The organism is Streptomyces sp. NPDC104581, from assembly GCF_055583685.1.
The window spans coordinates 43,363-62,353 of sequence record NZ_JBVJNN010000026.1; the positions used below are offsets into that span (position 1 = coordinate 43,363).

General features: G+C 72.0%; 16 protein-coding genes. 8 read left to right on the plus strand and 8 right to left on the minus strand.

Annotated elements, in window-relative coordinates; genetic code table 11:
* Positions 1-38 precede the first annotated feature (38 nt).
* On the minus strand, positions 39-3,779 hold the full coding sequence (gene scy, locus ACZ61E_RS21510; RefSeq protein ID WP_469701438.1) for a polarized growth protein Scy: 3,741 nt from the start codon (positions 3,777-3,779) through the stop codon (positions 39-41).
* 160 nt (positions 3,780-3,939) lie between these two features.
* Positions 3,940-4,377, minus strand: a complete 438-nt coding sequence (mce, locus tag ACZ61E_RS21515; protein WP_469701439.1) for a methylmalonyl-CoA epimerase — start codon at positions 4,375-4,377, stop codon at positions 3,940-3,942.
* 141 nt (positions 4,378-4,518) lie between these two features.
* Between mce and ACZ61E_RS21520 the strand changes: the two genes are divergently transcribed.
* On the plus strand, positions 4,519-5,724 hold the full coding sequence (locus ACZ61E_RS21520) for an acetyl-CoA C-acetyltransferase (RefSeq protein WP_469701440.1): 1,206 nt from the start codon (positions 4,519-4,521) through the stop codon (positions 5,722-5,724).
* Positions 5,725-5,807: 83 nt separating this feature from the next.
* Positions 5,808-6,767, plus strand: coding sequence for a methylmalonyl Co-A mutase-associated GTPase MeaB (gene meaB, locus ACZ61E_RS21525; protein WP_469701441.1), 960 nt, complete (start codon positions 5,808-5,810; stop codon positions 6,765-6,767).
* A 613-nt stretch (positions 6,768-7,380) separates the two neighbouring features.
* Here meaB and ACZ61E_RS21530 read toward each other — a convergent pair.
* Positions 7,381-8,118 carry a PepSY domain-containing protein gene (locus tag ACZ61E_RS21530; RefSeq protein ID WP_469701442.1) on the minus strand — a complete coding sequence of 246 codons (738 nt, stop codon included), beginning with the start codon at positions 8,116-8,118 and terminating at the stop codon, positions 7,381-7,383.
* A 114-nt stretch (positions 8,119-8,232) separates the two neighbouring features.
* Here ACZ61E_RS21530 and ACZ61E_RS21535 point away from each other — a divergent pair, with 114 nt between their 5' ends.
* A complete protein-coding gene (locus tag ACZ61E_RS21535; RefSeq protein ID WP_469701443.1) occupies positions 8,233-8,895 on the plus strand; it encodes a response regulator transcription factor in 663 nt (220 codons plus the stop codon).
* Positions 8,892-10,496 carry a sensor histidine kinase gene (locus ACZ61E_RS21540; protein ID WP_469701444.1) on the plus strand — a complete coding sequence of 535 codons (1,605 nt, stop codon included), beginning with the start codon at positions 8,892-8,894 and terminating at the stop codon, positions 10,494-10,496. The genes ACZ61E_RS21535 and ACZ61E_RS21540 overlap by 4 nt, the downstream gene beginning before the upstream one ends.
* Here the strand turns inward: ACZ61E_RS21540 and ACZ61E_RS21545 are convergent.
* The 4 genes from ACZ61E_RS21545 to ACZ61E_RS21560 all read right to left on the minus strand — a co-directional run bounded on the left by ACZ61E_RS21545 (position 10,446) and on the right by ACZ61E_RS21560 (position 13,119).
* Positions 10,446-10,922: a MarR family winged helix-turn-helix transcriptional regulator gene (locus ACZ61E_RS21545; protein ID WP_469701445.1), complete on the minus strand. Its 477-nt coding sequence runs from the start codon at positions 10,920-10,922 to the stop codon at positions 10,446-10,448. The two genes, ACZ61E_RS21540 and ACZ61E_RS21545, sit on opposite strands and share 51 nt — an antisense overlap.
* Before the next feature lie 135 nt (positions 10,923-11,057).
* Positions 11,058-11,834, minus strand: coding sequence for an AIM24 family protein (locus tag ACZ61E_RS21550; RefSeq protein ID WP_469701446.1), 777 nt, complete (start codon positions 11,832-11,834; stop codon positions 11,058-11,060).
* On the minus strand, positions 11,831-12,481 hold the full coding sequence (locus ACZ61E_RS21555; RefSeq protein ID WP_469701447.1) for an AIM24 family protein: 651 nt from the start codon (positions 12,479-12,481) through the stop codon (positions 11,831-11,833). The genes ACZ61E_RS21550 and ACZ61E_RS21555 overlap by 4 nt, the downstream gene beginning before the upstream one ends.
* The gene (locus tag ACZ61E_RS21560; protein WP_469701448.1) at positions 12,481-13,119 is read right to left on the minus strand and encodes an AIM24 family protein; all 639 of its coding nucleotides are present in this window, start codon (positions 13,117-13,119) and stop codon (positions 12,481-12,483) included. The genes ACZ61E_RS21555 and ACZ61E_RS21560 overlap by 1 nt, the downstream gene beginning before the upstream one ends.
* Positions 13,120-13,310: 191 nt before the next feature.
* Here ACZ61E_RS21560 and ACZ61E_RS21565 point away from each other — a divergent pair, with 191 nt between their 5' ends.
* From ACZ61E_RS21565 to glxA, 4 genes are all read left to right on the plus strand, one after another.
* Positions 13,311-13,655, plus strand: coding sequence for a DUF3817 domain-containing protein (locus ACZ61E_RS21565; RefSeq protein ID WP_469701449.1), 345 nt, complete (start codon positions 13,311-13,313; stop codon positions 13,653-13,655).
* Complete coding sequence (locus ACZ61E_RS21570) at positions 13,652-13,945, plus strand: MTH1187 family thiamine-binding protein (protein ID WP_469701450.1); 294 nt, start codon at positions 13,652-13,654, stop codon at positions 13,943-13,945. The genes ACZ61E_RS21565 and ACZ61E_RS21570 overlap by 4 nt, the downstream gene beginning before the upstream one ends.
* 192 nt (positions 13,946-14,137) lie before the next feature.
* Positions 14,138-15,901 (plus strand): glycosyltransferase family 2 protein, encoded by a 1,764-nt coding sequence (locus tag ACZ61E_RS21575; RefSeq protein WP_469701451.1) that lies wholly within the window; start codon positions 14,138-14,140, stop codon positions 15,899-15,901.
* A gap of 3 nt (positions 15,902-15,904) precedes the next feature.
* Positions 15,905-17,869: a radical copper oxidase GlxA gene (gene glxA / locus ACZ61E_RS21580; protein ID WP_469701452.1), complete on the plus strand. Its 1,965-nt coding sequence runs from the start codon at positions 15,905-15,907 to the stop codon at positions 17,867-17,869.
* 19 nt (positions 17,870-17,888) lie between these two features.
* Here glxA and ACZ61E_RS21585 read toward each other — a convergent pair whose 3' ends face one another.
* Positions 17,889-18,935 carry a glycoside hydrolase family 6 protein gene (locus ACZ61E_RS21585; RefSeq protein ID WP_469701453.1) on the minus strand — a complete coding sequence of 349 codons (1,047 nt, stop codon included), beginning with the start codon at positions 18,933-18,935 and terminating at the stop codon, positions 17,889-17,891.
* Positions 18,936-18,991 lie beyond the last annotated feature (56 nt).

Consider the following 18,991-nt stretch of genomic DNA (forward strand, 5'->3'; position numbering starts at 1 on the left):
GCCGGTTTGATCTGGAGAATGTCCAGCCTTTTGAGTGGCTAACTGTCGGACTGCTTGCCACCCGAACGGGTAACACCCGCCGCCGCACCCGCCTTGACGTTACCCCCGCCGGAGCCCCCGCCTGAACCCGTCTTGCCACTCGCGGCCGGAGTCTCGAAGGATTCCAACGCTTCCAACACGTCCTGCACACGAGAGATCTCGGCCTGGATGTCCTCGCGCCTGCGTACCAGGACGTCGAGTTCACGCCGGCCCTCCTCGACGGTACGGGCCGCCTCCGCCTCGGCGTCGGCGAGCAACTTCTCACCCGCACGGGTCAGTTCGGCCTTCTTCAGCTCCGCCTCCTTCAGCAGCGCCTCGGCCTTCTTCACCGCCGCGATCCGGACCTTGCTCGCCTCCGAACCGGCCTCGGCCACCATCTCCTTGGCCTTCGCCGCCGCCTCGGCCTGCTGCTCGGTGGCCGCCTTGACCAGCTTGTCGACGCGTTCGCCCGCCGTCTTCATCTGCTCGGCCGTCTCGCGCCGCGCCCGCTCGTGCAGTTGGTCGATCTCGCCCTCGACCCGCACCCGCAGCTCCTCGGTGCGCTCCCGGATCGCCGTGGCGTCGTTGCGCGCCCCGACCAGCAACTCGTCGGCGTCCGTACGGGCCTTCTCCACCAGGGAGTTGCCCTCGACCGTCGCGTCCGAGTGGATCCGCGCCGCCTCGGCGCGCGCCGCGCCCACCATGGCGTCGGCCTGCGCCTCCGCCTCCGTGGCGGCGCGCAACGCCTCCTCCTGGGCCTTGTTGACGAGCTGGTCGGCCTGCTCGGCCGCGTCGGCGCGGCGCTTGGACGCGCTCGCCCGCGCGTCGTCGAGCAGCCGGTCCGACTCCGTGATCGCGTCGCTGACGGCCGTCTCGGCGGAGGCGTCGGCGTCCGACTTGACCCGCTCCGCCTCCGCCCGCAGCCGGTCGGCCGCCCGCTGGGCCGAGTTGACGGTCTCGGCGGCCTCGGCGCGCATGCGCTCCGATTCGCTCGTCGCCTCGGCGACGAGCCGGTCCGCCTGCTCCGCCGCCTCGCCCCGGATGCGGTTGGCGTCGTCCCGCGCCTCCTGACGGGCCCGTGCGGCGTCCTGCTCGGCGGTGGCCAGGGAGTCCGACGCCTCGGTCCGCAGCCGCTGCGCGTACTCGGCGCTCTCCGTCCGCAGTCGCTCCGCCTCCGCGACCGCCTCGCCGACGGTGCGCTCGGCGTGCGCCCGCGCCGCCTCGGTCTCCTCCTGGGCACGGCCCCGCAGCCGCGTCACGTCCTCCGCGGCGCGCTCGCGCTCCGCGTACGCGTCGGAGCGGACCCGGTCCGCCTCCTCCTGCGCCTGCGACCTCGTCCGTTCGGCGGCGTGCTCGGCGGCGGAGCGCAGCCCCGCGATCTCCTGCTCGGCCTGGTCGTGCAGCCCGGCGACCGCGTCCCGTACCTGCTGCGCCGTCTGCTCGGCGGCCGACACCATCTCCGTGGCGCGGACATCGGCCTCCTCGACCAGCCGCGCCGCCTCCGTCTGCGCCTCGTCGACCCGCTTGCGCGCCGACGCCAGCAGCTCCTCGCTCTGCTCGCGGGCCCGCTCGCGCTCCCGGTCCGCCTCCGTACGGGCGGCGGTCAGCAGCTCCTCCGCCTCGCGGCGCCGGCGGCCCGCCTCCTCCTGCGCGGCGTCCAGCGCCTCGGCCGCCTCGGTCCCCACCCGCTCGGCCGCGGCGGCGGCCTCCGCGCGCAGCCGGTCGGCGCTCGCGAGGGCCTCGGACTTGACCCGCTCGGCCTCCTCGGCCGCCTCCGCGCGCAGCCGCACGGCGGTCGACTCGCCCTCCGCACGGGACTGGGCGGCGTCCGCGGCCGCCTCGTCTCGCAGCCGCTCGGCCTCCTGCTCGGCCTGGGCCTGGAGCGTGCGCAGCCGCTCGGCGGCCTCCGCGCGCAGCCGCTCCGTCTCATCGGCGGCCTCGCGGCGGATCCGCTCGCTCTCGGCGCGGGCGTCGGTCAGCGCCGAATCGGCGCCGCTCAGGCGCTGTTCGGCCTCGGTGTGCAGCCGCGTCAGCTCGTCGGCGGCCTCGGCCCTGCGGGCCTCGACCCCGCGCTCGGTCTCCTCGCGCAGCTCCGCCGCGGCCCGCTCGGCGGCGCTCTTCGTCTCCTCGGCCTGCTCCTCGCCCTCGGCACGCAGCCGGTCCGCCTCGGCGCGGGTGCGCTCCAGCGTCTCCTCGGCCTGCTTGCGCAGCGTCGTGGCGCGCTCGATGGCCTCCGTACGGACCCGCTCGCTGTCCGTGGACGCGGTGGCGCGCAGCTCGTCGGCGTCCGCGCGGGCCTTGGTCAGCAGCTCCTCGGCGGTGCTCGCCGCCTCCTCGATCTGCTGGACGGCCTCCCGGCGCGCCTCGCCGCGGATGCGCTCGCCCTCGGCGACGGCCTCCGAACGCAGCGTCTCGGCCTCGCCGCGCAGCCGGCGGGCCTCCTCCTGGAGTTCGACCGTCTTGGCGCGGTACTCCTTGGTGTCGTCCTTGGCCGCGCCCTTCAGCTGGTCGGCCTGCTCCGCCGCCTCGCCGCGCAGCCGGTCCGCCTCGGCCTCGGCCTCGCTGCGGATGCGCTCGGCCTCCTCGCCGGCCGCGCGGGTGGTGGCCCTGGCGTCGTCGGACGCCTTGGTGAGGACCTCCTCGGCGGTACGGGCGGCCTTGGCCAGCTGGGCGGCGGTGTCCTCGGAGGCGGCCTTACGGGCCTTCTCCGCCGCCTCGGTGACCATCTTCTCGGCCTCGGCGCGGGCGTCGGCGAGCGCCTGCTCGGCCTCCGCCTTCAGCGCCTCGGACTCCTTCGTGGCCTCGCCGACGAGCCGGGCGATCTCGGATTTGGCGGTACGGGTGCGCTGCTCGTACTGGGTCTCGGCGCCGGCCAGCCGCTTGACCGCGGCCTCCTTGGCCTCGGAGACCAGCTTCTCGGCCTCGGCGCGGGCCTCGCGCAGCCGCTCGTCCGCCTCCTGTATGCGCTGTTCCGCCGACCTGCTCAGCTCGCCCGCCTGCTGGCGCGCCTGGTCGGACTCGGCCGTCGTCGCCGTGCGGAGCTGCTCGGCGTGGCTGGTGGCCTCCTGCGCCTGCGTGGACGCGGCGTTGAGCAGCCGCTCGGCGTCCTTGCGCGCGCGCTGGAGAATCGCCTCGGCCTCGGCGCGGGCGGTCTCGGCCTCGGCGCCCAGCCGGCGGCGGGCCTCCTCGGCGACCCTGGTGGCCTCCGCGCGGGCGGCGCCCAGTGCCTTCTCGGCCTCGGCGCGGGACTCGTCCAGCAGCCTGCGGGCCTGCGTCTCGGTGCGGCCGCGCAGCTGCTCGGCCCAGGCGACGTTCTCGTTGACGTGCGACTCGACGGTCTGGCGGCGCTCGGCCAGCTCCTGGTCCAGCCGCTGGCGGCGCTGCACCGCCTCGGTGTGCAGCTCGGCCTGGAGCCTGGCCTGGTGCTCGGCGTGCTCCTGGAGGATGCGCTGCGTCTGGGCGCGGGCCTCGCGCAGCTCCCGCTCGGCGTCGGTGCGCAGCTGATCGGCCTGGATCTGCGCGTTGCGGAGCATCTGCTCGGCCTGGTAGCCGATGTCGGCGTTGTCGTAGGAGGGCCGGGACGCGAGGTTGCGGCGCGCCTCGTGCAGTTTCGCGCGCAGTACTTCGACCTGGTAACCGAGGTCCTCGGCGTGCTGGACGGCCTTCTCCCGCGCGGTCTTCAGCCGGTCCATCTCGGCTTCGAACCGCGAAAGGTGGTCGTCGTCAGCTCGGTGGCTCTCCTGGCGTTCGTAGCCCCGCACTGCGCGGTCCCATCCGTCCCCTGGTCGCAACTCTGCAATAGGTACCGCCCGACGGGCGAACGGCCCCCCGGGGAATGGTGACAGATCATCGGCCGAGGCGCCGCCCCGACCCGGCCCCGGCCCGGAGCGGCCCACTCTACCGGGCCGGGAACCGTACGGGTCAGTGCTCCGGGGGCTTCGCCGCCGAGGTGACGAGTTCCGTCAGGACCCCGTGACAGTCCTTGGGGTGGAGAAACGTGATGCGGGAGCCCATCGAGCCGGTGCGCGGCTCGTCGTACAGGACCCGTACCCCCTTCTCCCTGATCGCCTCCGAGTCGCCGTCGACATCGGCGGTGCCGAAGGCGATGTGGTGCACCCCCTCGCCGTTCTTGGCCAGCCACTTGCCCACGGCCGAGTCCTCGCGCACCGGTTCGAGGAGCTGGAGGTAGGAGGCCCCGCCGTCCGAGGTCCCGTTGATCCTGAGCATGGCCTCCCGTACGCCCTGCTCCTCGTTGACCTCGGTGTGGAACACCTCGAAGCCGTAGGTGGCCCGGTAGAACTCGACGGTGGCGTCGAGGTCGTGACAGGCGATTCCGATGTGGTCGATTCGCGTCAGCATGCGCACAGTGCAGCGCCAACCGGCCGGTTACGCAACGTGCGCGCCGTCACACTCGTTGCCAGGTGACCCGGGACCTGAGTGGTCAGTACATTTGGTGAACCCTCGTTAACCCCCAATCGTCAGGCAAAGGGGTCCCATCTCATGCCCGGTTCGAACACCAAGACCACCTCCGTCATCGTCGCCGGCGCGCGTACGCCCATGGGCAGGCTGCTCGGATCGCTGAAGTCCTTCTCCGGCGCCGATCTCGGCGGCTTCGCCATCAAGGCCGCGCTGGAGCGGGCCGGTGTCACCGGCGCGCAGGTGCAGTACGTGATCATGGGGCAGGTGCTCCAGGCCGGGGCGGGGCAGATCCCGGCGCGGCAGGCTGCCGTCAAGGCCGGCATCCCGATGGACGTTCCCGCGCTCACGATCAACAAGGTCTGTCTCTCCGGCCTCGACGCGATCGCGCTGGCCGACCAGCTCATCCGCGCCGGCGAGTTCGACGTCGTCGTCGCGGGCGGCCAGGAGTCCATGACGAACGCGCCGCATCTGCTGCCGAAGTCCCGTGAGGGCTACAAGTACGGCGCGATCGAGATGCTCGACGCGATGGCGTACGACGGCCTGACCGACCCGTTCGAGTCCATCGCCATGGGCGCCTCCACGGAGAAGCACAACACCCGCCTCGCCATCGCCAGGCCCGAGCAGGACGAGGTCGCGGCGCAGTCGCACCAGCGGGCCGCCGCCGCGCAGAAGAACGGCGTCTTCCAGGCGGAGATCACGCCCGTGGAGATCCCGCAGCGCAAGGGCGACCCGGTGGTCTTCGACCAGGACGAGGGCATCCGTCCCGAGACCACCGTCGAGACCCTGGGCCGGCTGCGGCCCGCGTTCTCCAAGGACGGCACCATCACGGCGGGCTCCTCGTCGCAGATCTCCGACGGCGCCGCGGCCGTCGTGGTCATGAGCAAGGCCAAGGCGGTGGAGCTGGGCCTGGAGTGGATCGCGGAGATCGGCGCGCACGGCAATGTGGCGGGCCCGGACAACTCGCTCCAGTCGCAGCCCGCGAACGCGATCAGGCACGCGCTGAAGAAGGAGGGCATCGCGGTCGACGACCTGGACCTGATCGAGATGAACGAGGCGTTCGCCGCGGTCGCCGTCCAGTCGACGAAGGAGCTGGGCGTGTCGCCTGAAAAGGTGAACGTGAACGGCGGCGCGATCGCCCTCGGTCACCCGATCGGCATGTCCGGTGCCCGCCTGGTGCTGCACCTGGCGCTGGAGCTGAAGCGGCGCGGCGGCGGCGTGGGCGCGGCGGCGCTGTGCGGTGGCGGCGGCCAGGGCGACGCGCTGATCGTGCGGGTGCCGAAGGCGTAGCCGGCACCACGGTGGCCGGGGGGCGCCGGTGACGGGGTCGCCGGCGACGGGATCGGATCGGAACGGAACGGAGCGCGGTACGGATGACGGTGGACGTCCCCCAACTGGTGGCCCAGGCACGGGAGGGCCGGCCCCGGGCGGTGGCCCGGCTGATCTCGCTGGTGGAAGGGGCGTCGCCGCAATTGCGCGAGGTGATGGCGGCGCTGGCGCCCCTGGCGGGCGGCGCGTACGTCATCGGGCTCACCGGCTCGCCCGGTGTCGGCAAGTCGACGACGACGTCGGCGCTGGTGTCCGCCTACCGCGGCGCGGGCAAGCGCGTCGGCGTCCTGGCCGTCGACCCGTCGTCACCCTTCTCCGGCGGCGCGCTGCTGGGGGACCGGGTCCGGATGTCCGACCACGCGTCGGATCCCGGCGTCTACATCCGCTCCATGGCGACCCGCGGCCATCTCGGCGGGCTCGCCTGGTCGGCGCCGCAGGCGATCAGGGTGCTGGACGCGGCCGGCTGCGACGTGATCCTGGTGGAGACCGTCGGGGTCGGCCAGTCGGAGGTGGAGATCGCCTCCCAGGCCGACACCTCGGTGGTGCTGCTCGCGCCCGGTATGGGGGACGGCATCCAGGCGGCCAAGGCCGGGATCCTGGAGATCGGTGACCTCTACGTGGTCAACAAGGCGGACCGCGACGGCGCCGACGCGACCGCCCGCGAGCTGAACCACATGCTCGGCCTCGGCGAGGCCCGGGGCCCCGCCGACTGGCGCCCGCCCATCGTCAAGACCGTGGCGGCCCGCAACGAGGGCATCGACGAGTTCGTCGAGGCGCTGGAGAAGCACCGGGCGTGGCTGGAGAAGCACGAGGTGCTCACCGAGCGGCGAACGCGGCGCGCGGCCCGCGAGGTGGAGACCATCGCGGTCACGGCGCTCCGCGAACGCATCGACGACCTGCGCGGCGACCGCCGCCTGGAGGCGCTGGCCCAGCGGATCGTCGCGGGCGAACTGGACCCGTACGCGGCGTCGGACGCACTGGTGGCGGGCCTGACGGGCAACTAGCCGCCCCCGGGGCCCGGTTGCTGCCCGCCACGGCGCTTCCGCGTCGCTCGGTGTGCACCGCTGCCGCCCACGAACGGTCGCCATGCGGTGCGCTCCAGCCTTGCGGCGCACTTTCCCGGCCGCCCGGGCCGATCCCCGCGGATCTCCCGTACGGGCCCCGAACGGTGTCCGGATGTCCCGGCCCGCGGTGCGGGTAGGGGCGTGACGCCTGGTGGGGCCGTCCGCGTACGGCGCCGTGCGGCGCGCACCTGCCTTGCGGCGCACTTTCCCGGCCGCCCGGACCGATCCCCGTGGATGCGGCGGGCGGGTCCCGGCCCACCGCGCCCCCGGGCACGCGCGAGGCGCCCGTGGGCGTGATGTTGTCGGGGCGCCCGCGTGCAGGCGCCGTGTGGCGATCCAGCTTCGCGGTACGCCTTGTCGGCCGCCACGGGCCTGTCCCCGAGGAGCTGGTGGGCGGCCCGGGTACGGGCGCGGAGCCTGAGAGGAAGCCCGTGTGCGGGCGTCGTGGGCCGATCTCCGTGGATCCGGTGGGCGGGTCACGGGTGCGAGTACGCGCGGGGGCGCCGGGGGGGGCGTGGTGCGTCCCGGCCGGCGCCCCGGTCTGCCGCGCGGCTCAGTCGTCGTCGCCGTCGTCACCACGGTCGTCGTGGCGGTCGTCGTCCCGGTCGTCGCCGCCGTCGTCGTCCCGGTCCGCGGACACCGTGCCCGAGGACATGTCGACCTTCACCTCGTGCGTACGGCCGTCGTCGCCCCGCACCGTCACCTCCCAGTGGCCCGCCTCGCGGTCGTCGTCGTCCGAGTCGATCGACGTCACGGTGCCGGGGTGCTTCTTGAGCGCGGCGGCGCCCGCCGCCTGGGCGTCCACCTCGGCGCCGCGTACCGCCGCGCGCTCGTGGCGGTCGTCGTCCCGGTCGTCGTCGTCATCGTCGTCGTCGTCCGCGCGGACCGCACCCGTCGAGGCGTCGACCCGCAGGTCGTGCCACTTGCCGTCCTGGCCGATGACGTCGACCTCCCAGTGCCGGCCGGCGGACGAGCGGTCGTCGTCGTCGAGCTCGACGGACTCCACCTTGCCCGGGTGCTGCTTCAGCGCCCCCGCGGCGGCCTGGGCCGCGGTGAGCTTCGAGTCCGTCGCAGGGGTGTCGTCCTTGCCGTCGTCGTTCCCGGCGTCGTCCGGCGCGTTCCGGTCGTCGCGGTCGTCGCGGTCGTCGTCGTTCACCAGCGACGCCGAGGAGACCGTCTTCGGCGCGGCGTCCGCGCCCGTGCCGGTGGAGCTCGTCGCGACCGCGGTGTACGCACCGCCGCCGATCAGAGCCGCCGCGGTGATACTGGCGATGACGATGTTGCGCTTCATGAGGTTCCTCCCCGTCGGGCCGTTTTCGCTTGACCTCAATCTGGCTGACGGAAGCTGAACGCAGCCTGAAGCCACCTGAAGCCTTCTTCAGGTTCGTTTTGGGAGGCTGTCGCCATGCGCCTGTTGATTGTCGAGGACGAGAAGCGGCTCGCGGTGTCGCTCGCCAAGGGCCTGCGGGCCGAGGGTTTCGCCGTGGACGTCGTGCACGACGGCCTCGAAGGACTCCATCTGGCCGGTGAGGGCACGTACGACCTGATCGTGCTCGACATCATGCTGCCCGGTATGAACGGCTACCGCGTCTGCGCCGCCCTGCGCGCGGCCGGCAACGACGTTCCGATCCTGATGCTGACGGCCAAGGACGGCGAGTACGACGAGGCCGAGGGGCTGGACACCGGCGCCGACGACTATCTGACCAAGCCGTTCTCGTACGTCGTGCTCGTCGCCCGGGTCAAGGCCCTGCTGCGCCGCAGGGGTTCCGCCGGGGCCTCGCCCGTACTGCGCGTCGGCACCCTCAGCGTCGACACCGCGGCCCGCCGCGTCCACCGGGGGGACACCGAGATCACCCTCACCGCCAAGGAGTTCGCGGTGCTGGAGCAACTCGCCGTCCGGGCGGGACAGATCGTCGGCAAACCGGAGATCCTGGAGCACGTCTGGGACTTCGCGTACGACGGCGACCCCAACATCATCGAGGTCTACATCAGCGCGCTGCGCCGCAAGCTCGGCGCCTCGACGATCCAGACGGTGCGCGGCGCCGGTTACCGGCTGGTCGCCGTATGAGGCGCCCCTTCTCCTCCGTACGGTCCCGTGCCGCGCTCGCCGCGACCCTCGTGGTGGCCGTGGCGCTCGTCGCCGCCGCGTTCGCCCTGCTGTTCGCGCTGCGCTCGAACCTGACCGACCAGGCGGAAGGTCAGGCCGACCAGTGGTCGAACGAGGTCGCCCAGCAGATCGCGAACCAGGTGCCCATCGGCGAGCTGGAGCTGCCGGACAGCGAGGACCACCCGACCCAGGTGACCGACGCCGAGGGACGGCTGCTGGTCGCGAGCGACGACATGGAGAGCATCACCGGTACCGGTGTGCCCGCCGTGCGCCCCGCTTCGCCCCCGCCCACCGCGACGCCGTCCCCCACTCCCACTCCCACGCCCACGCCCACCCCGTCCGGCGACGACGATGACGACAACGACGACGACAGCGGCGGGGACGACGACAGCGGGGACGACGGCGACGCCGACAGCGGGCCCCCCGGCGCCCCGGCCGACGGAAAGGTCTCCCGGCCCCTCGGGCACAGCGACGGAAGCGTGACCGTCGACGGCACGACCGTGGACCACCGCTTCTCTGAGCGCCGGGTCACCGGGCTGGCGGGCGCCCCCTACCTGGTCCATGTCGGCGCCTCGCTCGGCCCGCAGCAGAGCGCCGTCGCCGCCGCGCAGATCGCGATGCTCATCGGGCTGCCCGCCCTGCTCGTCGTCGTCGGCGGGGTGACCTGGCTCGTGACGCGGCGCGCCCTGAAGCCCGTCGAGGGCATCAGGCGCGAGATGGCCGCCATCACCGCCTCCGAGGACCTGAGCAGGCGGGTGCCCGAGCCGGGCACCCATGACGAGGTCGCGAAGCTGGCCCGTACGACCAACGAGACGCTCACCGCACTGGAGGCGTCCGTCGAGCGCCAGCGCCGCTTCGTCGCCGACGCCTCCCACGAACTGCGCAGTCCCATCGCCTCGCTCCGCACCCAGCTCGAAGTGGGCGCCGCGCACCCGGAGTTGCTGGATGTGCCGGGCGCGGTGGCCGACACCGTACGGCTCCAGCAGCTCGCCGCCGATCTGCTGCTGCTGGCCCGTCTCGACGCGGGCGAGCAGGCCGGGCGTACCCGGCTGGATCTGGCCGCGCTGGTGCGTGAGGAGGTCTCGCAGCGGTCGGCCGACCGGATCCCGGTGGTCGCGGATGTCCGGGGCAGCGCCGAAGTGTCGGGTTCACGCGGCCAGTTGGCGCGGGTGCTCGGCAATCTGCTGGACAACGCGCAGCGTCACGCGGCCGGTGAGATCCGGGCGACGGTGCGCCGGGACGGCGGTCAGGTGGTGCTCGCGGTCTCCGACGACGGGGCGGGGGTGCCGGAGGCGGAGCGGGAGCGGATCTTCGAGCGGTTCGTCCGGCTCGACGACGCCCGCAGCAGGGACGACGGCGGCGCCGGGCTGGGCCTGGCGATCGCGCGTGACGTGGCGCACCGGCACGGCGGCACGCTGGAGGTGGGTCGTGGTGAGGCGGGCGGCGCCCTGTTCGAGCTGCGCCTGCCCGCCGCGGGCCGGGACCCGGAGCGGCCGGTCCCGGCCGGTGCCTCAGCTCTTGGCGCGGCGCCCCCGCAGGTGCTCGGCGACCGGCGTGAGTGATCTGCTCAGCGCGGCCAGGGCCTCCGGCGGGAGGAGGTCGATGAAGTGCTTCCGTACGGAGGCGACATGGTGCGGAGCGACCTTCTGCATCGTCTCCATGCCCTGGTCGGTGAGGACGGCGAAGAGACCGCGGCGGTCCGACTCGCAGTTCTCCCGGCGGACCAGTCCCGCGGTCTCCAGCCGGGTGATCTGGTGCGAGAGGCGGCTCTTGGACTGGAGCGTCGCGGCGGCCAGGTCGCTCATCCGCAGACGCCTCTCCTCGGCCTCGGAGAGGTTGACGAGGATCTCGTAGTCGTTGTTGGTCAGCCCGAACGGCTGGAGGTCCTTCTCCAGCTGGTGCATCAGCAGTCTGCTGACGTCCAGATGGGTGCGCCAGGTGCACTGCTCCGCGTCACTCAGCCAGCGGGTGGCCGTCTCGGTCTCCATATATGAATTCTACCTAAGATGTTGAAATTTGGACGAAGTCCGCGAGTGTGACGCCGGGCACAGGGGAGACCGTTCCGGGGTGTCCCGGTACGGAAAAGGCGCACACGTTCGAGGTCACACTCCGCAGACTACCGTTTACAGCCCGAAGCGTCGCTGGAGATCGCCCAGCTGTCCGGGCATCCGGGGTGTGCCGCCCGGCTGTCCGCCCGGCGGGGCCCCGCCGCCCGGTACGCCCGGTTCGTTCGGCACCGCACCGCGGGCCGTGTCGGCGAGCAGCGCCTCGCTCGACTGGAGGAGCACCGTCCCCGCCCCGACGAACTCGAACTGGTGCTCCTCGCCCGACGCCCCGCCGAGCCCGCTCATCGCACGCAGTCCGCCCATCACCCCGGTCATATAGGCGTGGTCGTAGTGGTGGCACGGCGCGGGGCAGTCCGCCCAGCCCACCAGGGCCTGCGGATCCACCCGCAGCGGCGGCTCCATGAACACCACCGGACCGTTCGACGCGGCCACGAACTTCCCCGTGCCGATCAGGGTCAGGAAGCCCGGCACGATCGACTGCTTGAGCGCGAGCGACGGCTGGTACGCCAGCAGATTGCCGGACCGGACCGTCAGATTGCCGTCCTCCAGGTCGAAGGAGTTGACGTCGAACGCGCGGTCGGCGAGGAGCATCTTGCCGCTGCCCTCCGCCACCACCCAGTCGCTCGCGTGCAGCGGCGAGTGGAAGCTGCCGCGCACCAGCCGGTCGAGCCGGCCGTGCCCGATGCCGTTGAAGTCGATCCGCCCGTAGTAGGCGATCATCTTGCCCTTCTGGAGGAACCACTGGCTCCCCTTCAGTTCCACACAGAAGGTGTACGCGTTGACGTTGTCGTCGCCCGGCAGCGTCGTCGGGTCATGGATCACGGGCGCGCTCACAGCTTCTCCTCCGACGCCTGGACGTACACCGCACCGTTGCCGCTCAGCTCCAGCTGGAACGCCTCGCCCGAGCCCCGGCCCACCATGTCGCGCCAGCCGACGGCGGTGGAGAGCTTGTTGCGGACGTCGCCGTGGTGGGCGACATAGGCCTGCGGGTCGACATGGACCGTACGGCCGTGGCCGATCGGCAGCTCGATGATCCCGCCGTGCGCCATGACGGCGACCGAGCCATGACCCCTGAGCGTGGTCGTGAACAGGCCCTGGCCCGTCACCTGGCCGCGCACCATGCCCATCACGCCGCCCTGCGCGCCCATGAACATCGTGCCCTGCTCCAGCGACCCGTCGAACGCGAGCAACCGGTCCGCCTCCACGTACAGGGTGTCGCCGGACAGTTCGATCACCTGGATGTGGTGCCCCCCGTGGCCGAACATCACGGTGCCGCTGCCCTGGACCGTCATCAGCGGGGTCGCCTCGCCCGCCACCCGCCGGCCGATCATCGACATCAGGCCGCCCTGCCCGCCCGCCGTGTTCGGGGTGAACGTGACGTCGCCGCGGTAGGCGAGCATCGCGCCGCGCTGGCTGAACATCCGGCCGCCGGGCGTCACGGTCGCCTCGACCATCTTCGAGTTGATCTCCCGGAACGGCATCAGACATCGCCCCCGACGGTGTTGCGCTCGCTGGGCTGTACGTACACCAGGCCGTCGCCCTCGAACCGCATCTGGAACGCCTCGCCACCGCCCTCGCCCATGATCGTCCGGAAGTTCACCCCGGACTGGAGGTGCTGCTGGAGGTCGCCCTGGTGGGCGACGTACGCGCCGGGGTCGACCGAGAGCGGGTACTGGGGTGTCACCCGGAGCACCACGGCCACCCCGTCCGACATGATCGCCGCCTGGCCCGTGCCCTCGACGGTCGTCGTGAACAGCCCGTTGCCGCTCGCGCCGCCGCGCAGACCGGTGAAGCTGGTGCCGGTGCGCAGACCGCCGTCCGTGCACAGCAGGTTGCTCGACTCCACGTACAGCTTGTCGCCGTGCAGCGAGACGAGACTGATCTCGCTCGCGCGGTCCGCGAAGAAGCAGGTGCCCTCGCCCTTCACCTCCATCATGACCATCTGTTCGCCGGTCAGACGCCGGGTCACCATCCCCCGTATGCCCTCACCGCCGCCGGAGAGCTTCTTGAACGCCATCCGGCCGTCGTAGGCGACCATCGAGCCGTTCTTCGCCCGCACCGAGTCGCCCGCCATGTCGACGGCGAGGACCTTGCTGCCTTGGAGTCGCAACTGAGCCACACGTCGAAGGTATCCGGACCCGGATAAAAAGCGGGCAAAGCCTGGTGCCACAATGAGGCGACGCTTGTGCACGCGTTCACAAGATGATCACGCGCGTGCGGCACTCGCGCGCGGCCACGTGCGCGACGGCCACGACGAGCCGACGAATCGCGACGATCACGACGCCCCCCGACGACGAAGGTGCCTGCCTCGTGGACATCAAGACCGCCTCATCCCTCCACCGCCTCCGCCTGGTATCGGCGCCGGAGGCCGTGTCCTTCCTGCTGCTGCTCGTCTGCTCCGTGCTCAAGCGCACGACGGACTTCAACGCCGTCCCGGTGATGGGCGCGATCCACGGGCTGCTCTTCGTCCTGTACATGATCTTCTGGCTGGACGCCTGGCGGCGCGCCAAGTGGTCGCTGGGCACCGCCGCCCTCTACTTCGTGCTGTCGATCCTGCCGGCAGGCGGCTTCTTCGCCGAGCGCCGGCTCAAGCGCGAGGCCGAGGACGAGGTCATCGCCTCGCGCGCCCGCCGCGAGGGCACGGTCAGCGCATGATCGTCGCCTTCTCCGTCACGCCGCTCGGTGTCGGCGAGGACGTGGGGGAGTACGTCGCCGACGCCGTCCGGGTCGTACGCGAGTCCGGGCTGCCGCACCGCACCGACGCCATGTTCACCTCCGTCGAGGGCGAGTGGGACGAGGTGATGGACGTGGTCAAGCGGGCCGTCGCCGCCGTCGAGGCACGGGCCCCGCGCGTCTCACTCGTACTCAAGGCCGACGTGCGGCCGGGCGTCACCGGCGCCCTCGATTCGAAGGTCGAGACGATCGAACGGCACCTCGCCGGCTGACGGCGCGCCGACCTCTCCGCGATCGCCGGGCGGGCCGCCGACGGCCCGCCCGGCGATCGTGTGCCGTACGGCCCTCCGATCGCCCGCGATCCGCCGCCTCTTACCGCCACTCGCACGGACGACCCCAGTCGACACGCCGAGGTATATCCACTTTTCTGAGGATATCGACCTCGCCCAATCGCTGGAGGCGCCGTGCGGCCGGAGGGCTACGACTACGAAACCCACAGCCGTCTCGCGGGCCCGCTGACCGAGCCGGACCGGACCACCGCCTACCAGGTGCGCTACCGGAGTCTGCTCGCCCAGGAACCGCACCGGGTACGAGCCGTCGCCCTCATGGTCCTGGCCCCGCTGCTCTCCGGCGTGCTGATGGTCTATCTGATCTGGCCGACGCACTGGACCGAACGCGAGGGCGCCGCCAGCTGGCTGGTCGTCCTCGACACCGTGATGCTCGTGTCGATCGGGCTCATCGCCCTCTTCATGCTCGTCAACGTCGCCTCCATCGCGCACGCGACGCTCGTCGCCCGCGACCCCGTCCCGGTGGTCGCCGAACTGGGCACCCGCGTCGCCTTCGTCACCACGTACGTCCCCGGCAAGGAACCGCTCGCCATGCTGCGGACCACCCTCGAAGGGGCCGTACGGCTGCGCCACTGCGGCCCCCTCGACATCTGGCTGCTCGACGAGGGCGACGACCCGTCCGCGCGGCGGCTCTGCCGGGAGCTGGGCGTGCGGCACTTCAGCCGCCTCGGCGTGCCCGAGTGGAACCGCGAGAAGGGCGTCCACAAGGCCAGGACGAAACACGGCAACTACAACGCCTGGCTCGCGATGCACGGCGACGAGTACGACTTCTTCGCCTCCGTCGACACCGACCACGTGCCGCTCGCCAACTTCCTGGAGAGGATGCTCGGCTTCTTCCGCGACCCCGACGTCGCCTTCGTCGTCGGCCCGCAGGTGTACGGCAACTACGACTCGACGGTCACCAAGGCCGCCGAGTCGCAGCAGTTCCTCTTCCACGCGCTGATCCAGCGGGCCGGCAACCACTACCGCGCGCCCATGTTCGTCGGCACCAACAACGTCGTACGGATCAGCGCCCTCAAACAGGTCGGCGGCCTCTACGACTCCATCACCGAGGACATGGCCACCGGCTTCGAACTGCACCGCTACCGGAACCCGCAGACCGGCCGGTACTGGCGCTCCGTCTACACCCCCGACGTCCTCGCCGTGGGCGAGGGCCCCGAGTCCTGGACCGACTTCTTCACCCAGCAGCTCCGCTGGTCGCGGGGCACGTACGAGACCATCATCGGGCAGTACGGCAAGGCGCTGTTCCGCGTGCCGCCCGGCCGGCTCCTCAGCTACACGCTGATGCTCGTCTACTACCCGATGACCGCGGTCAACTGGCTCCTCGGCATCCTCAGCTGCGTACTGTTCCTCTGGCTCGGCGCCTCCGGCACCCAGGTGTCCTCCTCGCTCTGGCTGATGCTCTACAGCGACGCCGCCGCCTGCCAGATCGGCCTCTACCTCTGGAACCGGCGCCACAACGTCTCGCCCCACGAGCCCGAGGGGTCCGGCGGGGTCGCCGGCATGGTCATGTCGGCGCTCTGCGCGCCGATCTACCTCAAGTCGCTGGGCTCGGCCGTGCTCCGTACCAAGGGCCGGTTCGTGGTCACCCCCAAGGGCGGCCGGACCAGCGCCGACCGTCTCATGACCTTCCGGCTGCACCTGTTCTGGGCGGCCGTGCTGACGGTCTCGCTCGCGGCGTCCGTCCACCTCGGACACACACACGCCGCGATGCGCACCTGGGCCGTACTGGCGCTGGTCATCTCGCTCGCCCCGGTCGCCGTCTGGGCCGTGACCACCCTGCGCGGGCGCCGTGACGCCGTGCGCGTCCTGCCCGGCCCCGCCGACGACGGACCCGGGCAGAGCGAGCCGGCGCTCGTCACCACGACAGGAAGGAACTGAGCCATGGCCTACCGGCCCTCGCGAAAGTTCAAGAAGACGCTGCTCGGCGGTGGCGCCGTGCTGGTGCTGATGTCGCTGAACGCGCCGGCCGCCATCTCCTTCGCCCAGGAGAAGTACCACGCGTACAAGATCGCGCAGCCGGGCTACAAGGCGCGGTACGGCTCCTGGGAGGTGCTGGACGTGCCCGAGGAGTACCGCACCAACGCCATCCACGCCGCGCTCCTGCACACCGGCAAGGTGCTGCTCATCGCCGGATCCGGCAACAGCCAGGAGAAGTTCGACGCGGGCACCTTCGACACCGTCCTGTGGGACCCGGCGGACAACTCGTACCGGAAGATCCCCACCCCCGAGGACTTCTTCTGCTCCGGCCACTCCCAACTGCCCGACGGACGGCTGCTGGTGGCCGGCGGCACCGCGCGCTACGAGGTCCTCGACGGGGAGGTCGACCGCGCGGGCGGCGGGATGCGCGTCAAGAACGAGGACCCGGACAAGGCGCGCACCTTCAAGAAGGGCACCCGCTTCCGCTCGCCGTCCGGTGTCGAGTACGTGAGCAAGTTCGACGTCACCGTGCCCAGGGCCAAGCGGGACTTCAAGATCTCGTACGCCGAGAGCGGCCGGATGCTGCCGTGGAAGACGAAGGTCACGGCGGGCGAGGCGCGCGTCTTCGTGGAGGCCGCGGAGAAGGGGCCGCGGGCGCTGACGACCGAGGCGGCCCAGTACGAGATCGTCGGTCTCAAGGGCAAGGACGCGCAGAACCACTACGGCCTGGCGCAGAAGCTGACCACCGAGAAGCAGGACTTCCAGGGGATCAAGGCGGCGTACGAGTTCGACCCGGTCGCGGAGAGGTACGTCCGGGTCGAGCCGATGAAGGACGCCCGCTGGTACCCGACGCTGGTCACCCTGGAGGACGGCCGGGTGCTCGCCGTCTCGGGGCTGGACGACGTCGGCGCCGTACTGACCGGCGACAACGAGATCTACGACCCCCGGTCCAAGAAGTGGTCCAAGGGCCCCACGCGCTACTTCCCGACGTATCCCGCGCTCTTCCTCACCAAGGGCGGCAAGGTCTTCTACTCGGGCTCCAACGCCGGCTACGGGCCCGCCACGGCGGGCCGTCAGCCGGGGCTGTGGGACCTGGACAAGAACATCTTCACGAAGGTCGGCGGACTCACCCTGCTCGACCAGACGGAGACCTCGGCCTCGCTGGTGCTGCCTCCCGCGCAGGACCAGCGCGTGATGGTCCTCGGCGGCGGCGGGGTCGGCGAGTCGTCCAAGTCCACCTCCCGTACGGCCATCGTGGATCTGAAGGAGGACAGCCCGGCGTTCCGGCCGGGGCCGGACCTGCCGCAGGGGACGCGCTACCTCAGCAGTGTGATCATGCCGGACGACACGGTCTTCACCAGCGGCGGTTCCTCCGACTACCGGGGGCGCAGCGCCAGCGACATCCTCAAGGCGCAGTTCTACGACCCGAGGACCAACACCTTCCGGAAGGCGGCCGATCCGACGGTCGGCCGCAACTACCACTCCGAGGCGCTGCTGCTGCCCGACGGGCGGGTGGCGACCTTCGGCTCCGACCCGCTCTTCGACGACGCCGACAACACGAAACTCGGCACGTTCGAGCAGCGCGTCGAGATCTACACACCGCCCTCCTTGGAAGGCGGGCGCGAGAAGCGGCGCCCGGTGCTGGGGGAGGGGCCGACGGAACTCGACCAGAACGGGCGCGCGACCTTCCGTACGGAGAACTCGCAGCGGATCAGGACGGCGCGGCTGATGCGGCCGAGCGCGGTCACGCACAGCACGGACGTGGAGCAGCGCTCGATCGACCTCGCCCTGACCAGGCGCGGCGGGTCGGTGACGGTTGACGTCCCGTCGGACCCGACGCTGGTGCCGCCGGGCTGGTACATGCTCTTCGTGACCGACGAGGAGGGGGTGTCGTCGGAGGCGAAGTGGATCCAGGTGAAGGGGGAGTAGCGGCGGACCGGGACGGCGGTCAGGCGCCCGCGCGGCGGGCGAGACCGAGCGCGTACTCCGGCCACCAGGTACCGGCGGCCGGGCCGCCCCGGCAGGTGCCGTCCGAGTCGCCGGGCCGTTTGATCCACAGGTACGCGTCGATCAGCTCGTCCTCCGTCTCGGTGGTCGGCGGTGTCCCGAGCGACCTGCCCGGCGGGTTGCACCAGGTCTCGTCCCCCTCGCCCTGGAGGGGGCCCTCGCCGTTGCGGCTGGTGTCGACGGTGAAGTGGGCGCCGTCGAGGAGCCCGGACAGCCGGGCGCCGAAGGACTTGACGGCTTCGTCCGTCTCGAAGTTGGAGACGTTGAGCGAGAAGCCGTCCGCCCCGGCGACACCGGCCGTGCGCAGCGGCTCCGCGAGCTTCTCCGGCTCCTTGATCCAGTTCGGGTTGCCGGCGTCCAGATAGACCTTGGTGGCCGGCTGCTCCTTCAGCCGCCCGATCGCGTCCGACAGGAGCTGGTTGCGCTCGGCGTGGTGCTGGGCGGGGGTGCAGCCGTCCGCCAGGTGCGGGACGGCGTCCGGCTCAAGGATCACCAGGGCGCGGGCGTCGCCGATCGCGCCGGCGAAGGAGTCGATCCAGTCGAGATAGGCACGGGCGTCGCGGGCACCGCCGGCCGAGTAGAGGCCGCAGTCGCGGTGCGGGATGTTGTAGGCGACGAGCACCACCGTGCGCTTTCCCGCCGCGCCCTTGACGGCCCTGCGGATCTCCGGGGCGGGGTCGTCGCCGGAGGGCCAGTCGGCCACGGGGCGCTCCGAGATCCGCTTGAGGAGTTCGGCGTCCTCGGTACGGCCCTCGGCCTGCCACTCCTCGACCTGGCGTGCCGCGTCGCTGCGCGGGTCCACCCAGAACGGCGAGCCGCCGGTGGGGGCCGCCTCGCCCCGTACGGCCGCCGTGCCGGTCCTGTCGGGGGCGGCGGGGGAGCCGGAGCCGGCCGAGCAGGCGGTGAGCGCGGACGCGAGTGCGAGTGCGAGAGCGGCGGCGGAGGCCGGGGCTGCGGCGCGCAGGCGGCGCGGTGTGCGGCTGGACATCCAGCCCCCTTGAACGACCGGAGAAGCACAGGACCGGGCAATCGTGACATAACGGT

Coding starts and splice junctions, on each gene's coding strand:
- ACZ61E_RS21585 (WP_469701453.1), bottom strand. CDS start 18,935: ATGTCCAGCCGCACACCGCGCCGCCTGCGCGCCGCAGCCCCGGCCTCC.
- ACZ61E_RS21530 (WP_469701442.1), bottom strand. CDS start 8,118: ATGAAGCGCAACATCGTCATCGCCAGTATCACCGCGGCGGCTCTGATC.
- ACZ61E_RS21555 (WP_469701447.1), bottom strand. CDS start 12,481: ATGCCGTTCCGGGAGATCAACTCGAAGATGGTCGAGGCGACCGTGACG.
- ACZ61E_RS21540 (WP_469701444.1), top strand. CDS start 8,892: ATGAGGCGCCCCTTCTCCTCCGTACGGTCCCGTGCCGCGCTCGCCGCG.
- ACZ61E_RS21570 (WP_469701450.1), top strand. CDS start 13,652: ATGATCGTCGCCTTCTCCGTCACGCCGCTCGGTGTCGGCGAGGACGTG.
- ACZ61E_RS21545 (WP_469701445.1), bottom strand. CDS start 10,922: ATGGAGACCGAGACGGCCACCCGCTGGCTGAGTGACGCGGAGCAGTGC.
- ACZ61E_RS21535 (WP_469701443.1), top strand. CDS start 8,233: ATGCGCCTGTTGATTGTCGAGGACGAGAAGCGGCTCGCGGTGTCGCTC.
- glxA (WP_469701452.1), top strand. CDS start 15,905: ATGGCCTACCGGCCCTCGCGAAAGTTCAAGAAGACGCTGCTCGGCGGT.
- mce (WP_469701439.1), bottom strand. CDS start 4,377: ATGCTGACGCGAATCGACCACATCGGAATCGCCTGTCACGACCTCGAC.
- meaB (WP_469701441.1), top strand. CDS start 5,808: ATGACGGTGGACGTCCCCCAACTGGTGGCCCAGGCACGGGAGGGCCGG.
- ACZ61E_RS21520 (WP_469701440.1), top strand. CDS start 4,519: ATGCCCGGTTCGAACACCAAGACCACCTCCGTCATCGTCGCCGGCGCG.